We start from the raw sequence: 14,871 nt of genomic DNA on the forward strand, positions 1-14,871 counted from the left end.
GTGGTGGGGGCGGAGGAGGGCCGTAGAGCCTGAACCAGGCGAAGGCCAGCAGGTGCGCCAGGACAATCGCCGCGAACAGCACCCCGAACAGGCGACCGAACAGGGTGTCCAAGCGCGCCTTCATCAGCCGATGTCCCGCGCGTCGAACAGGTAACCCTCGCCGCGCACGGTCTTGATCAGTTGCGGGGCTTTCGGGTCGTCGCCGAGTTTTTGTCGCAGGCGCGAGACCAACAGGTCGATGCTGCGGTCGAAAGCCTCGATCGAGCGACCGCGAGCGGCGTCGAGCAGTTGTTCGCGGCTGAGCACGCGACGCGGGCGTTCGATGAAGACCCAGAGCAGGCGGAATTCGGCGTTGGACAACGGCACTACCAGGCCGTTGTCGGCGACCACTTGGCGCAGGACGCTGTTCAGGCGCCAGTTGTCGAAGCGAATGTTCGCGCGCTGTTCGCTGCGGTCGTCGCGCACGCGGCGCAGGATGGTCTGGATGCGGGCGACCAGTTCGCGTGGTTCGAACGGTTTGGCCATGTAATCGTCGGCGCCCAGTTCCAGGCCGATGATGCGGTCGGTGGGTTCGCAGCGGGCGGTGAGCATCAGGATCGGAATGTGCGATTCGGCGCGCAGCCAGCGGCACAGCGACAGGCCGTCTTCGCCGGGCAGCATCAGGTCGAGGACGATGACGTCGAAATGTTCGCCCTGCAGCGCCTGGCGCATCGCCGCGCCGTCGGTGACGCCGCTGGCGTGAATGTTGAAACGGGCGAGGTAATCGATCATCAGCTCGCGGATCGGCACGTCATCATCGACGATCAGCGCTCGGATGCTCCAGCGCTTGTCGTCTTTGCTTTCATCCGTCACGGTTGTCGGGGTGTTGTGCATGGGGCTGTTCGCTGCCTGGGGTGGTTTCAGCATAGGCGTCCGGCCGGGAGGCGGGAAGTGCTGTTGTAAGGACGTGTTGCGCCGGGCGAGGCTAACCCGGGTGCGTGTTGCCGGCGTGTCGGCTGTGTATCGAAGTCGACACAATAACCGTGCGGGCTAAGCTGATAACCGCCAGCGCGACGATTTACCGATCATCGGGTGCCGCGCCGCCGCCGGTTCCGCTACAATGCGCGCCGTTTTCGACCAGCCTGAGAGCCCATCCATGTCCGCCTGCCAGACTCCTATCATCGTCGCCCTGGATTTCCCCACCCGTGACGCCGCACTGAAGCTGGCCGACCAGTTGGACCCGAAACTGTGCCGGGTCAAAGTGGGCAAGGAACTGTTCACCAGTTGCGCGGCGGAAATCGTCGGCACCCTGCGTGACAAGGGTTTCGAAGTGTTTCTGGATCTCAAATTCCACGACATTCCCAACACCACCGCGATGGCCGTGAAAGCCGCTGCCGAGATGGGCGTGTGGATGGTCAACGTGCACTGCTCCGGTGGCCTGCGCATGATGGCGGCCTGCCGCGAAGAGCTGGACAAGCGCAGTGGTCCGCAACCATTGTTGATTGGTGTGACCGTGCTGACCAGCATGGAGCGCGAGGATCTGGCCGGTATCGGTCTGGATATCGAGCCGCAGGAACAAGTGCTGCGTCTGGCGGCACTGGCCGAGAAGGCCGGGATGGACGGTCTGGTGTGTTCGGCGCTGGAAGCGTCGGCGCTGAAAACCGCGCACCCGTCGCTGCAACTGGTGACCCCGGGAATTCGCCCGGCGGGCAGCGCGCAGGATGACCAACGGCGCATTCTGACCCCGCGTCAGGCGCTGGATGCCGGTTCCGATTACCTGGTAATCGGCCGTCCGATCAGCCAGGCGACAGATCCGGCGCAGGCGTTGGCCGCAGTCGTAGCCGAAATTGCCTAAAGCTTATTGAAGATCCAACTGTGGGAGCGAGCCTGCTCGCGAAGAGGGAGTGTCAGTCGGCATCATTACCGACTGATCCACCGCTTTCGCGAGCAGGCTCGCTCCCACATTGGTTTCAGGCTGGCCTTAAACCTTCAACACCAACTTGCCAAAGTTCTCGCCGTTGAACAGTTTCATCAGCGTCTCCGGGAACGTCTCCAGCCCTTCAACCACATCTTCCTTGCTCTTGAGCTGCCCGTTGGCCATCCAGCCGGCCATCTCCTGGGCGGCGTTGGCGAACTGCGCGGCGTAGTCCATCACCACAAAACCTTCCATGCGCGCGCGATTGACCAGCAGTGACAGGTAATTGGCCGGGCCTTTGACCGCTTCTTTATTGTTGTACTGGCTGATGGCGCCGCAGATCACCACCCGCGCTTTCATGTTCAAGCGGCTCAGCACCGCGTCGAGAATGTCGCCACCGACGTTATCGAAGTACACGTCCACGCCTTTCGGACATTCGCGCTTCAGTCCGGCCACGACGTCTTCGGCCTTGTAATCGATGGCGCCGTCGAAGCCCAGTTCGTCGATGAGGAATTTGCACTTGTCGGCCCCGCCGGCAATGCCAACGACGCGGCAGCCTTTGATTTTGGCGATCTGCCCGGCCACGCTGCCCACCGCACCGGCCGCGCCGGACAGCACCACGGTGTCACCGGCTTTCGGGGCGCCGACGTCGAGCAGGGCGAAGTAGGCGGTCATGCCGGTCATGCCCAGTGCAGACAGATAGCGTGGCAATGGCGCGAGTTTCGGGTCGACCTTGTAGAAACCGCGCGGCTCGCCGAGGAAATAATCCTGCACACCGAGGGCGCCATTGACGTAATCGCCGACGGCGAAGCCAGGATTGTTCGAGGCGATGACTTTTCCCACGCCCAGTGCGCGCATGACCTCACCGAGACCGACCGGCGGGATGTAGGACTTGCCTTCGTTCATCCAGCCGCGCATGGCCGGGTCGAGGGACAAGTATTCGTTTTTCACCAGAATCTGTCCCGCCTGTGGCTCGCCGACCGGTACTTCCTGATAAGTGAAAGTCTCGCGGGTCGCGGCGCCCACCGGGCGTTTGGCGAGCAGGAACTGGCGATTGGTCTGGTTGGTCATGACAGGCACTCGAATGGAATGAAGCCTTGTTGATAGCTCTTCAACGGCGATGTCGCAAGGTTGGCTGATACGGCGAATGCGAGTCGATCCAGTGCAGTGATGGTTACGGGGTGGGTTTTATCACTGCAGCGCATGCGCCGCTAAACAGCGATTGCATAGTGCTGACGTGCTTTCGCTGCCCTTGGCTATGCTGCGACGCCAACATCTCCCAGTTTTTTTGCATTCGAGGACATCTCCATGAGCATGACGTTTTCCGGTCAGGTGGTTGTAATCACGGGAGCCGCCTACGGCATCGGTCGCGCGACAGCCCTGGCGTTTGCCGCCGAAGGCCTGAAAGTGGTGGTGGCTGACCTCGACGCGGCTGGAGGCGAAGGCACGGTTGCGCTGATTCGTACCGCCGGTGGCGAAGCGTCCTTCGTGCGCTGCGACGTGACGGTGGAAAGCGATGTAAAAAATCTGATGGATGAGGTGATCAATACCTACGGTCGTCTCGACTATGCCTTCAACAACGCCGGGATCGAAATCGAGAAGGGCAAACTCGCCGACGGTACGCTGGACGAGTTCGACGCGATCATGGGCGTCAACGTCAAAGGCGTCTGGCTGTGCATGAAGTATCAGCTGCCGTTGCTGTTGGCGCAGGGCGGTGGCGCGATCGTCAACACGGCGTCGGTAGCCGGGCTGGGCGCAGCGCCGAAAATGAGCATCTATGCGGCGTCGAAACATGCGGTGATCGGCCTGACCAAGTCGGCGGCGATCGAATACGCGAAAAAGAAAATCCGCGTCAACGCAGTGTGCCCGGCAGTGATCGATACGGACATGTTCCGCCGTGCCTACGAAGCCGACCCGAAGAAGGGCGAATTCGCCAACGCCATGCACCCGGTCGGGCGCATTGGCAAGGTCGAGGAAATCGCCAGCGCGGTGCTGTATCTGTGCAGCGATGGCGCAGCGTTCACCACTGGGCACTCATTGGCGGTGGACGGCGGCGTGACGGCGTTCTGAAAGTTGCCGAAATACAAAGAACCCGCCTGCGTGCGGGGTTTTTTGTACCTCGCGGTTGGTCCCTGTGAATACCGTTAAACAATGTGTATCAAACCGTTAGAACTGCCGCATTTGGCGGCGTTGTCGCACAGCCTCGGCGGCGCGGCTGTGATTTACTGCTGCCAGCAAAACTGACAGGAGTTTGCGAGCTCATGGAACTGAGAATTGACCGACAGGCAATGGTGCCGGTCGTGCAGCAGATCGTCGACGGAATGACTGACTGGATTGTGCAAAGCGGCATCCCGCCGGCCACCCGGTTGCCCTCCGTACGGCAAATCGCCCGGGGTAATCTGCTCAGCCAGTCGTGTGTCGTCGAAGCCTGCGAGCGCCTGGTTTCGCAAGGTGTGTTGACTGCGCGTCAGGGCGCGGGATTCATCGTCGCGGCCTCCCCGCCGTTGCGCGAAACGGACTCGGAACTGGCAGTGTTCGAGGGCCGCCATGCGTGGTGCGATGAGGTGAGCGCTTCGACGGGCCGCTTGATCTTGGGGCAAGGAGGCTTGCCGCCGAGCTGGCGTGAGCCCGACGACCTCAGCTATGCGCTGCGCGAGGTGGCGCGCACCGACATGGCCAGCCTGTTCAACTACAGCTCGCCGCTGGGCCTGCCAGCGTTGCGCGAGCAAATTGCCAAGCGCCTGAAACTGCTGCATATCGACGCCTGCAGTGCTCGGCTGATGAGCACCAGCGGTGCCAGTCATGCGCTCGATCTGATCGTGCGCACCCTGTTCAAGGCCGGCGACTGCGTGGTGGTGGAAACGCCCGGTTATGCACCGTTGTTTGACCTGCTGCGCCTGCACGGCGTACAGATGCTCGAAGTGCGTCGGACACCGAGCGGGCCGGACATCGACATGCTCGAGTCAGTGCTGCGTCAGTTTCGTCCCGCTGCCTTGTTTATCGGCAGCCATCACCACAACCCCACCGGCAGCTGCCTGACGCCTGCGGTGGCCCAGCGTATCGTGCAGTTGAGCAAGACCTACGACCTGCGCGTGATCGAAGATGACGTCTACGCTGATCTGCACACCGGCAGCGGTACACGGTTGGCGGCGCTGGACCATGGCGGCCGGGTCATTTATGTCGGCAGCTTTTCCAAGACACTGAGCAGCTCGTTGCGGATCGGCTTTGTCCTGGCGGACAGCGAGCTGCTGAAGCGCCTGGCCGAGGTCAAGATGATCAGCGGGCTCGGCTGTTCGAGGCTGGCCGAGGCGGTGCTGGCCAGGCTGATGGCGACCGGCGCTTATCGCAAACTGGTGCAGCGCCAGCGCCAGCGCTTGAATGCCGATCGCGCGGCGGCCTTGCAGGCCCTGGAAGACGCCGAGTGGGAAGTGTTTGGCAAGCCGGTTGGCGGGCTGTTTATCTGGGCGCGGGCACGCTTGCGCGACCAGACGTCGGTGCGCAGGCAGGCCCAGCGTTGCGGGCTGGAGTTATCCGCAGCGGACGCCTTCAGTCCCAGCGGTGAGTGCGGTGACTGGCAGCGCATCAATGTGGCCTGTGCCTGCGACCCTCGGGCTCGGCAGTTTTTTCGCAATACTTGCGCGGATCGACCTCCAGCATTCTGAAAACGACGCGGGCGTAGCTTTTTGCCATTATTCCGACGCCAGAGTCTTGTGCTGGTTCGAGCCCGTTGCGAATCTTCGGCAACAGACTTTGGCAGGGGACTACGCGCAATGATTTCGGCCGTGCAAGGACGTTTTGCCAACCTCGGTATGGCGAAAAAACTGGGTATCGGATTTGTGCTGGTCTTGCTGCTGACTGCATTGGTGGCGGCGATCGGCGTCTGGTCTCTGCAAACCATCAGCCTGCGTTTCGACGGCTTGAAGCAGATGTCCGCGCTCAACAGCGGCCTGCTCAAGGTGCGCCTGCTCGAGCAGGAATACGCCCTGCGCGGCAATCCGAAGACCGCCGATGCCTTGCGCGAAGGCGTCGATGAGCTGATCGTCCTTGCCGGCGAGCTCAAGGCACATTCCCCGGCCAATGTGCCGGTGATGAGCGATGTCGAGCAAGCCCTGGGTGCGTATCGCAAGGCCTTCGATGAATTCGTCTCGCTGAGCCAGGCCAAGGACCTTGCGCTGGAGATGGCCAGTTGGTCGGTGTCCAGTGTGGCCAATAACCTCGATGTGTTGCAGAGCGGGCTGGCCGATGATGGTGCCTACACCTTGAAAGACACCGAGGGCAACGACGGCGCCCAGTTCATCGAACAGGCGAATCAGGTCAGTCAGGTCTCGCGACTGATGCTGCAAGCGATGAACGAAGCGCGGGTGCGGCTGGATCAAAGCCGCAAGGGCGATACCGACAATGCCGGTCAGGGCAACATCGAGCAGGCCGCGCAAGCGCAGGAGCAGGCCGAGGCGCTGAAAACCACGGTCAAGGACGAGGGCTATCTGACGGTGCTCAACGAAGTGTCGGGGCATATCGCCGGATTCAATGAGAAACTGGCTGAATACACCGGTTTGCTGGCGCAAGAGAGAACTGTTTATGACCAGTTGCATCAGCGTGCCGCGCAAGTGGTGGACCGGGTCAATCAGGCCTATGTCGCCGAAGATGCTTCGATGCAGGCGGAGCTGAAAAAGAACACGGTATTGATCATTGGCTCTTCGGCGCTGGCCTTGTTGGTCGGATTACTCGCCGCGTGGGTGATCACGCGCCTGATCGTTGCGCCGCTGCGCAGTGTCATTCGTGTGGCGCAGCAGATTGCTGCGGGTGATCTGACGGCGAAGGTCGAGGTGACGCGCCGCGATGAAATGGGTCAGCTAATGTTGGCGATGCAGCAGATGGCTGCCGGCCTCGGCACGATTGTCAGCGGCTTGCAGGCCGGTATCGAGCGCTTGGCCGGTTCCGCGCAATCGCTGTCGGCGGTGACCGAGCAGACCAATCTGGAGGTCAACAGCCAGAAGGAGGAAACCGAGCAGGTCGCCACCGCCATGAACCAGATGACCGCCACCGTGCATGACGTCGCGCGCAATGCCGAAGAGGCGGCGCTGGCGGCGCAGACGGCGGATGACAAGGTCGAGAGCGGCCAGCAGGTGGTGCGCCAAAGCATGGCGCGGATCGAGCAGTTGGCGGATTCAGCGACCTCGGCCAGTTCCAGCATCGAAAGCCTCAGCGCCGAGATCCAGAATATCGGCACGGTGCTGGAGGTGATCAAGAGCGTGGCCGAGCAGACCAATCTGTTGGCGCTGAACGCGGCGATCGAAGCGGCGCGGGCGGGCGAGCAGGGCAGGGGATTCGCGGTGGTCGCCGATGAAGTGCGTGCGCTGGCACGGCGTACGCAGCAATCGACCGAGGAGATCGAACGCTTGGTCAGTGCCCTGCGCGCGGCGGCGCAGTCGTCGGTGCAGCAGATTCGCAGCAGTGGCGAGTTGGTGAAGCTGGCGGTCAGTGATGCGTTGCAGACCGAAAGTGCGCTGGGGAGTATTGCCGCGGCGGTGTCGTTGATTCAGCAGATGAATCAGCAGATCGCGGCGGCGGCGGAGGAGCAGAGTTCGGTGGCGGAGGAGATCAATCGCAGTGTTACGCAGATTCGTGCGAGCGCGGATCACTCTTCCGTGGCCATGCGCGGGAATGCGGCTTCGAGTGTTGAGCTGGCGCAGTTGGGCGGTGAGTTGCGCTCGATGGTTGGGCATTTTCGGCTTTGAGTCTTGGCGGCCTTTGGGCCGACCAGGCTCTCGGCTTCGCCGCGTGGGGATGGCCCGGGTTTGCTTTTGCTGTTCTGTGGGAGCTGGCTTGCCAACGAAGGCGGCCTGACAGCCGACCGATTTTTACCTGAGAACACTGCTTCCCAATGTGGGAGCGAGCCTGCTCGCGAAAGCGGTCATCGATTCACATCCTCTTTCAAGTCGGCCACAAAAAAGCCACCAATAACGGTGGCTTCTCTCCCCAGTATTCGCGCCTTAGTCGTAAATCACTTTCTTCTTCCAGTCCGCATCGGCTTCGACATCCTTCAAGCCCGCGGTCAGTTGGTTTTCTTCACCTTCCACCGGGGCGATCTTGTCCATGACCTGGGCGTTGGCTCGGGCGAGGAGTTTTTCCAGGTATTGCAGTTGCTCGGCATACATTTGCGGGTCCTGCTGTTTGCGCAGGTATTGCACGCCGCGTTCGAAGGCGAGGCGGGCCTGGCCGGGTTGGTTTTGTTGCAGGGACTGTTGGCCGAGGTTGTTGAAGAATTCGATGTGCAGCAGCACGAGGATGTGGCGCACTTCGCGAATCCATTGTTTGGCTTCGTTGGGTGGCAGGAAGCCGTCGTGGGCGGCGCGGGTGATCTGGCCGTGCAGGGCTTCGAGGAGGAAGCGCACGTCTTTGGCTTTGGCTTCGGTCAGGATCGGCGCGGGCGGGTTGTTCACCGGGATCGATTCGCCCTGGGCAACGAGGGCGCTGAGTTCGGTGATGCGGGCCTTGGTCGTCGCGCTGGTTTTTTCCAGATTGAGCAGGCGCTGACAGACGTTGAGTTCCAGGCGGGTCAGCAGTAGCTTGAGCGCCGGGGTCATGAACTGGCCGGGGAAGGTTTCGGTCAGTTCGCCGCAGCGGCGCAGGCGGTCGTTGAGTTCGACTTTGGTGCGGGCCTTCTCCAGTTTGTTGTTTTCCACCACATGGTTCATGTAGCCAATGGCGATCAGAATTGCGATCCCGGCTACGACTAGCAGGGTGATCATGAGTGGTGTCACCGGTAAGACCTCTTTATAGGGTTCGCATGCGAGTGTAGTGGCTGGGCATTTAGGCGCCTAGCGCCGCTCGACGGGTTTGATCGGCTGCTGCAATCTGTATCGGCCGCCAGCTGTATAGATGAATGCTGGCGCTTGATGTGCAGATTGCCATCACTGTGCGGTGGACTATAACGTCTTGGCGAGTGGCGGAATATAGGCGTCAGGTTTCGGACGACGGAAAAGCCCTACGCGGCCCGTAATCCGGGTCGAAGTCATTGATTTAAATAAATTTATATCAGGGGGTTGACGACCCCTCAATCCATCCATAGAATGCGCGCCACTTGCAGCGTAAAGCACACAGCGAAACGCGGCAGGGAGTGAATGTTGTAGTGTGTCCCCTTCGTCTAGTGGCCTAGGACACCGCCCTTTCACGGCGGTAACAGGGGTTCGAGTCCCCTAGGGGACGCCATTTGCGGGAATAGCTCAGTTGGTAGAGCACGACCTTGCCAAGGTCGGGGTCGCGAGTTCGAGTCTCGTTTCCCGCTCCAATTTTAAACAGCAGTGCTTTCGGGCGGTGCTGAGTGAAACCAGAACCAAGTCTTCGGATGCGGATCTGGACACCGAAACACACACCATGTGTTCCGGGTAGCGTGTCCCCTTCGTCTAGTGGCCTAGGACACCGCCCTTTCACGGCGGTAACAGGGGTTCGAGTCCCCTAGGGGACGCCATTTGCGGGAATAGCTCAGTTGGTAGAGCACGACCTTGCCAAGGTCGGGGTCGCGAGTTCGAGTCTCGTTTCCCGCTCCAATTTCACAAAAACGCCGATCAGTGATGATCGGCGTTTTTGTTTGTGCGCGTTTTGTGGCGGCAATAAAAAAGGACCTTTTCACAGATCCTTTTTTATTTTGAGCCCGGTCATTAATGATCGGGCTCAGGCAGAGCTTTACAGCTTCGGCAACTGCCCGACACGCCCCATCATTTCCGTGACGATCTGCAGATCCAGCAGGAACTGGTCGACGGTCTTGAATTCGCCATCGGTGTGGCCGGTGTATTTGGCTTCCGGTCGCGCCAGGCCGAATTGCACGCCGTTCGGCAATTCGTGAACCGAAGTCGCGCCAGCGGAAGTACCGAATTCCGACTTCATGCCGAGGTTTTCGCTGGCTACGGCAAGCAGCGCCTTGACCCATTCACCTTCGGGGTTGCGATACATCGGTTCGGCCACGGAATAGTCGAACGCTACAGCGACATGAGTCTTCTTGCTCCAGGCATCCAGTTTCTCAGCGATCTCAGCCTTGAGCTTTTCCGGAGACTTGCCCTTCGGTACGCGCAGATTCACCGCCAGTTTGAAGGTCTTGTCATCCTCACCGACGTAGGTCAGCGAGGTGGTCAGTGGCCCCATGAACGAGTCAGAGAAGCCCACGCCGAGTTTTTTGCCCAGGTAGTCCAGGCCCCAGTTGTCATCGGCATAACGCGCGGCGTCGGTGAACTGGTTGTGCTTGAGCGCGACTTTGCCGTCCAGGCTGTTGATGAAGCTCAACATCCGCGCGACCGGGTTGACGCCGGACTCTGGTTCGGAGGAGTGCGCAGAAACCCCCGTCACGGTCAGTTTGACGTCTTTGCCATCAACCTTTGCCGCGACTTCGAAGTCGCCGCCGTTGGCTTTGGCGTAGGCGTCGCCGGCTTTTTGCAGACTGGCGGCGAGCTCGGCAGGCTTGTCGGTTACCAGCGTGGCCACCGACGCGGACGGAATCTGGTTGGTCGCCTTGCCGCCGGTCATCGAAACGATTTCCGCGCCGTTGCCTTCGCCTTTGCGTTTGGCAAAGCTGGCCATGACGGTGCCGTAACCTTTTTCGGCGATCACTACCGGATAACCGCCGTCCAGCGCCATGTTGTAGTTCGGCGTCGGGTTGCGCTCGAAGTAATAGGGAATGGCGTCGCCGCTGGTTTCTTCGGTGGTGTCGACCAGCAGCTTGAAGTTACGCGCCAGTGGCAGTTTCTCGTCCTTGATCACTTTCATAGCGTACAGCGCCACGACGATCGCGTTCTTGTCATCCTCTGTGCCACGACCGTACATGCGATCGCCAATCAGCGTGACTTTGAACGGGTCGAGTTTGGTGCCATCTTTCAGCACCCAGTTTTCCGGCGTCACCGGCACCACATCGGCGTGGGCATGAATGCCAACGACTTCGTCGCCTTTGCCATCCAGAGAGATTTCGTAGACACGGTTATCGATGTTGCGGAATTTCAAACCGAAGGATTCGGCGAGTTTCTGGATCTCGCCGGCAATCTTGATGAATTCCGGGTTGTCGTGTTGCTCCACGCCGTCCTTGCGGAAGGTCGGGATCTCGACGAGTTGGCGCAGGGTTTCCAGCGCGGCCTTGCCATATTTCACGCGGGTATAAATGCCCAGCAGACGGTGAATTTCATTCTGCTGTTCGGCGTTCAGGGTCTTGTTGTCGAGGAAGGCGCTGATGGACGGGTTGAGCTTATCCGACTTGGCCAGGTCGCTTTTCGCCAGGCTGCCAAGGAAGCTGCGGAAGTCCGTCAGGTTCTTGCCGTCGAGGGATTTCAGAATCGCTGCACTTTGCTCGGCAGTGATGTTGGCTTGTGCGGCACTGGTAAACGCGGTGAGGCTGGCCATGACCAGAGTGGCGGCGGCCAGTTTTTTCAGGGAAAAGACCATGGAACAGGCATTCCTTTGCAAAGGATTGGGAAAGTATTTCTGACGCTTGTGACAGAAACATTTTGTAAACCTAACACTGCGAGCGCTGGGAAAGGGAGTCGCAAACTTGATCTGTCGCACAGAAATGCAAAAGAGGCGCACAAATGAAAAAGTCCCGGCAGCTGATGCCGGGACTTTTTTTGTGTGAGTTACATCGACAGCATCAGGCGTCCGGCAAACAGAATCAGGATGACGCCCATGCTGCGCTCGAACCAGTGTCCAAGGCGCATGAACAGCAGGCGCACTTTGTTGCTGGAGAAAAACAGCGCGACGATCACAAACCACAGCGCGTTGACGAAGCACATCCACAATCCGTAGAACGCCTGGATCTGCAGCGGTGTGCTGGCGCTGATGATCGTGGTGAAGATCGCCAGGAAGAACAGCGTGGCCTTGGGGTTGGTCGCATTGGTCAGAAAACCGGTGCTGAAGGCTTTGAACAGCGACTGTTCAACCAGCGGCTCATCGGCGGTTTTTTCGCCTTCGACGCTGCTCTTCGGTTTGCTGCGAATCAGGCTGACGCCCAGATAGAGGATGTAAGCCCCACCGACCACTTTGGCCACAGTCAGCAGCCACGGCGTGGTGTGCATCAAGGCGCCGACGCCGAGCAAGGTATATAGCACGTGCACGGAAATCCCCGCGCCGATGCCCAGCGCAGTGCAGATGCCGACGAGGCGACCGAAGCGCACGCTTTGGCGGATGGTCACGGCGAAGTCCGGACCGGGCGCAACCACGGCGAGAAAGTGGATGGTGGCCAATGCGAGAAACTCGCCCAGGTAATTGGAAAGCATGTCAGCTCCAGAAAGTCAGAGGGGAGGCATTGCCGCGATAGCCGACAAAGAACGACAGGCTCAAACGCGGATCGGCCACGCCCGGAGTCACCGAGTGCATGCGCCGCGAATTGAACATGATGAAATCGCCGGGCTGCGGTCGTACTTCGAGGGCGGGCGGCCCCAGCAGCGACGGCTCGATGCCATAACTGTCGCCGCGCATTTCGTCGAATTGATCCGGGGTGATGTGGTCATTCCACATCTGCAAGGCGCCACCCTCGGTGGGCATGTTCAGGTAGACGTTGCAGGCGAATTGCGCCTCGAGGCTGCGCGCCTGAAAACTGTCCGGGGCGTCCTTGGCGAAGATGTCGTGATGAGCAAGAAAGCACACGCCGGGTTTGACCACGCGCGACAAGCCGACATACATCTTGCGCCCGTAGAGATTTTGCAGATGCGCGCCAGCGGGCCAGGACTCGTCGAGCATGCAGCGCAACGTGTCGATCGGCGAAGAGTAGGGCGCGCAGCGCTGGCGCAGTTCGGCGATGTTGCGGGTGGCGCGTTCGAAGTAATCCTCGATCAGCAGCGGCTGGTTTTCCGCCTCGTAGAAGGCCATGCCGATGCGGCCGATACTCGGCGCGTTGATGTAGCCTTCAAAGCCCGGGGCGAGGATCTTGTCGCCGATCTCGATCGCCAGCGGCTCGGGGAGAAAGCGTTTGACGCGGATGGCGAGGACTTCTTCGTTGGCCAGTTTTTTTATGCACGTCTCATCGAGACGCTCGACGTCTAGCATCATTTGTTTTAGGTCCATCTATCGATAGTCAACGGAACCGGCGAGTGCGGTTCCCCGGCGTCGGACGCTGCGCGATGGCAACGTCCGAAATGCTCAATCCACGCTGTAGTGGACGGACAGCGTGCCTTTCTTCTGCGAAAGCGACGCGATCGTGACTGTGCCCAAATCCTTCAGGCTGCGTACGTGGGTGCCACCGCAGCCATAGGCTGGCAGTTCACCGAAACTGATTTCCCGCGCGCCCTCGCGCAGTGAAGTCAGACGCGGCAGATCGTGTTCGATCCACTGCTCGATACCGGTTTGAACGGTTGGCGCATCGACTTCTTCTGCGCCATCGCCCGCTTTGAATTGGACCCGACCTTCGTCCGGCCAGTGGTGCGCCTTGATCGGCATCCAGCCCATGGCCTGAATGAAATGACCGATCAGGTGCCCGGCCGAGTGCATGCGTGTGTTGAAGCGGCGGCGTTCTTCGTCGATGCGGATGACGGTCATGCCCAGCGGCAGCGGGCGGTCGACGAAATGCACAATGCGCTCAGGTTCCTGCACCACGCGCGACACCCGGCTTTCACCGATCCAGCCGGTGTCGCAAGGCTGACCGCCGCCCTGGGGGTGAAACAGGGTAGCGCGCAGCACTACGGCGAATTCGTTCTCGTGGGGTGTGCAGTCGAGGACTTCGACATTCGCCTTGAGGTCGTCACTGTGAAAAAACAGGCGAAGCGTCATATTCCATGCCCTGATCGAAGTTCTGTTTTTATTATATGAATCGTGCAATAACGTGATAATCCGTTCCAACATCAAAGGACTTGTGCGTCGTGAGCATCAATCTTCCGCTGCCGCTGCTGGGTGAAATGGCGATTTTCGTCAAGGTTGTCGAGACCGGCAGCTTCTCTGAAGCGGCGCGGCAGATGGGTTCCTCACCCTCGGCGGTCAGTCGCAGTATTTCCCGATTGGAGAAGGCGTTGGCCACGCGCTTGCTGCAACGCACCACGCGCAAACTGCGCTTGAGCGATGGCGGTGAGGAGGTGTTCAAGCGTTGCCAGGAAATGGTCAGTGCGGCCAGATCGGTGATGGAAATCAGCGGCCAGTTCACCCACGAAGCCGAAGGTCTGGTACGGGTCAGCGTGCCGAAAGCGGTGGGGCGCTTTGTGATTCATCCGCACATGCCGGAGTTTCTGCGGCGCTATCCCAAGGTTGATGTGGAGTTGCTGCTGGAAGATCGTCAGGTCGACTTGATCGATGATCATGTCGATCTGGCGATTCGCATCACTGATCGTCCACCGGCCGGTCTGGTCGGGCGGCAGTTGCTGACCATCGATCATTTGCTTTGCGCCACGCCGCAATACCTGGCCGAACACGGCACGCCGACGCATCCTCACGATTTGCTCAATCACAGTTGTATTTATCTGGGCGAAACGCCGAGCGATGCGCGCTGGAAATTCAAGAAGGGCAGCAAGGCGGTGACGGTCGGCGTGCGTGGGCGCTATGCCGCCAATCACACGGGTGTGCGGTTGGGGGCGGTGTTGCAGCATATCGGGATTGGCAGTCTGCCGTATTTCACGGCGCGTTACGCCTTGGAGCAGAAGTTGATTGTGCAGGTGTTGCCGGACTGGACGTTTCTTGCCTCTTATCATGGTGGGTTGTGGTTGCTGCATTCGCCGACGCGGTATCTGCCGCCGAAGTTGCGGGTATTTATTGATTATCTGGTGGAGTGTTTGCAGAAGGAGCCGACGTTGGGTAGGCCCGGGAAATCTGCCGGTGGGAGCAATGCGGCTGTGGCGTATGAGCTGCCGGAGAGTGAGGGGTTGCTTTGAGGTTTTTTTTGGGGGGGGGCTTGGCGGCCTTTGGGCCGACCATGCTCTGGTGGTTTGGGTGAATATCCGTTTCTGCGGTAACGGCTGCTTAGGGTTTCGCCCTTACGGCGACTTACTTTTTTACAAGCGCCCCCCGTGTCAGCCTAC

At 60.1% G+C, this 14,871-nt stretch carries 12 protein-coding genes, 4 tRNA genes and 1 pseudogene; 9 read left to right on the forward strand and 8 right to left on the reverse strand.

The window, feature by feature from the left end:
- Positions 1-124 (reverse strand): annotated as a pseudogene (locus D8U70_RS14540) (two-component sensor histidine kinase); the annotation flags it as partial.
- Complete coding sequence (locus D8U70_RS14545; protein WP_073472218.1) at positions 124-873, reverse strand: response regulator transcription factor; 750 nt, start codon at positions 871-873, stop codon at positions 124-126. The pseudogene D8U70_RS14540 and the gene D8U70_RS14545, both read right to left, overlap by 1 nt.
- Positions 874-1,135: 262 nt before the next feature.
- Between D8U70_RS14545 and pyrF the strand changes: the two genes are divergently transcribed.
- A complete protein-coding gene (pyrF, locus tag D8U70_RS14550) occupies positions 1,136-1,834 on the forward strand; it encodes an orotidine-5'-phosphate decarboxylase (protein WP_122746841.1) in 699 nt (232 codons plus the stop codon).
- Between the two features lie 126 nt (positions 1,835-1,960).
- Here the strand turns inward: pyrF and D8U70_RS14555 are convergent, their stop codons facing one another.
- Entirely contained in the window at positions 1,961-2,965 is a 1,005-nt protein-coding gene (locus tag D8U70_RS14555) for an NADP-dependent oxidoreductase (protein ID WP_073472221.1), read from the reverse strand.
- A gap of 237 nt (positions 2,966-3,202) precedes the next feature.
- Between D8U70_RS14555 and D8U70_RS14560 the strand changes: the two genes are divergently transcribed.
- The 3 genes from D8U70_RS14560 to D8U70_RS14570 all read left to right on the forward strand — a co-directional run bounded on the left by D8U70_RS14560 (position 3,203) and on the right by D8U70_RS14570 (position 7,632).
- On the forward strand, positions 3,203-3,964 hold the full coding sequence (locus D8U70_RS14560; RefSeq protein ID WP_016773663.1) for an SDR family oxidoreductase: 762 nt from the start codon (positions 3,203-3,205) through the stop codon (positions 3,962-3,964).
- Between the two features lie 191 nt (positions 3,965-4,155).
- On the forward strand, positions 4,156-5,556 hold the full coding sequence (locus tag D8U70_RS14565; RefSeq protein WP_130929156.1) for a PLP-dependent aminotransferase family protein: 1,401 nt from the start codon (positions 4,156-4,158) through the stop codon (positions 5,554-5,556).
- Positions 5,557-5,664: 108 nt separating this feature from the next.
- Positions 5,665-7,632, forward strand: coding sequence for a methyl-accepting chemotaxis protein (locus tag D8U70_RS14570; RefSeq protein WP_130929157.1), 1,968 nt, complete (start codon positions 5,665-5,667; stop codon positions 7,630-7,632).
- 255 nt (positions 7,633-7,887) lie between these two features.
- Here the strand turns inward: D8U70_RS14570 and D8U70_RS14575 are convergent, their stop codons facing one another.
- Entirely contained in the window at positions 7,888-8,646 is a 759-nt protein-coding gene (locus D8U70_RS14575) for a hypothetical protein (protein WP_039764159.1), read from the reverse strand.
- A 384-nt stretch (positions 8,647-9,030) separates the two neighbouring features.
- Between D8U70_RS14575 and D8U70_RS14580 the strand changes: the two genes are divergently transcribed.
- From D8U70_RS14580 to D8U70_RS14595, 4 genes are all read left to right on the forward strand, one after another.
- Positions 9,031-9,106, forward strand: a tRNA-Glu gene (locus tag D8U70_RS14580).
- Between the two features lie 3 nt (positions 9,107-9,109).
- A tRNA-Gly gene (locus tag D8U70_RS14585) sits at positions 9,110-9,185 on the forward strand.
- Positions 9,186-9,289: 104 nt separating this feature from the next.
- Positions 9,290-9,365 (forward strand) — tRNA-Glu (locus D8U70_RS14590).
- A gap of 3 nt (positions 9,366-9,368) precedes the next feature.
- Positions 9,369-9,444 (forward strand) — tRNA-Gly (locus tag D8U70_RS14595).
- Positions 9,445-9,580: 136 nt separating this feature from the next.
- Here D8U70_RS14595 and D8U70_RS14600 read toward each other — a convergent pair.
- The 4 genes from D8U70_RS14600 to D8U70_RS14615 form a co-directional block, all read right to left on the reverse strand.
- Positions 9,581-11,320 carry a dipeptidase gene (locus tag D8U70_RS14600; protein ID WP_130929158.1) on the reverse strand — a complete coding sequence of 580 codons (1,740 nt, stop codon included), beginning with the start codon at positions 11,318-11,320 and terminating at the stop codon, positions 9,581-9,583.
- A 188-nt stretch (positions 11,321-11,508) separates the two neighbouring features.
- Entirely contained in the window at positions 11,509-12,147 is a 639-nt protein-coding gene (locus tag D8U70_RS14605) for a LysE family translocator (protein ID WP_016773667.1), read from the reverse strand.
- Position 12,148: 1 nt separating this feature from the next.
- Positions 12,149-12,919, reverse strand: coding sequence for a 2OG-Fe(II) oxygenase (locus D8U70_RS14610; RefSeq protein WP_130929159.1), 771 nt, complete (start codon positions 12,917-12,919; stop codon positions 12,149-12,151).
- A 90-nt stretch (positions 12,920-13,009) separates the two neighbouring features.
- Positions 13,010-13,636 (reverse strand): alanyl-tRNA editing protein, encoded by a 627-nt coding sequence (locus tag D8U70_RS14615; protein WP_130929160.1) that lies wholly within the window; start codon positions 13,634-13,636, stop codon positions 13,010-13,012.
- 89 nt (positions 13,637-13,725) lie between these two features.
- On the opposite strand from D8U70_RS14615, the gene D8U70_RS14620 reads away from it, so the two are divergent.
- Entirely contained in the window at positions 13,726-14,724 is a 999-nt protein-coding gene (locus D8U70_RS14620; protein WP_024013940.1) for a LysR family transcriptional regulator, read from the forward strand.
- Positions 14,725-14,871: the final 147 nt, after the last annotated feature.

The organism is Pseudomonas sp. Sample_20 (genome assembly GCF_004307585.1).
Lineage (GTDB): Bacteria > Pseudomonadota > Gammaproteobacteria > Pseudomonadales > Pseudomonadaceae > Aquipseudomonas > Aquipseudomonas atacamensis.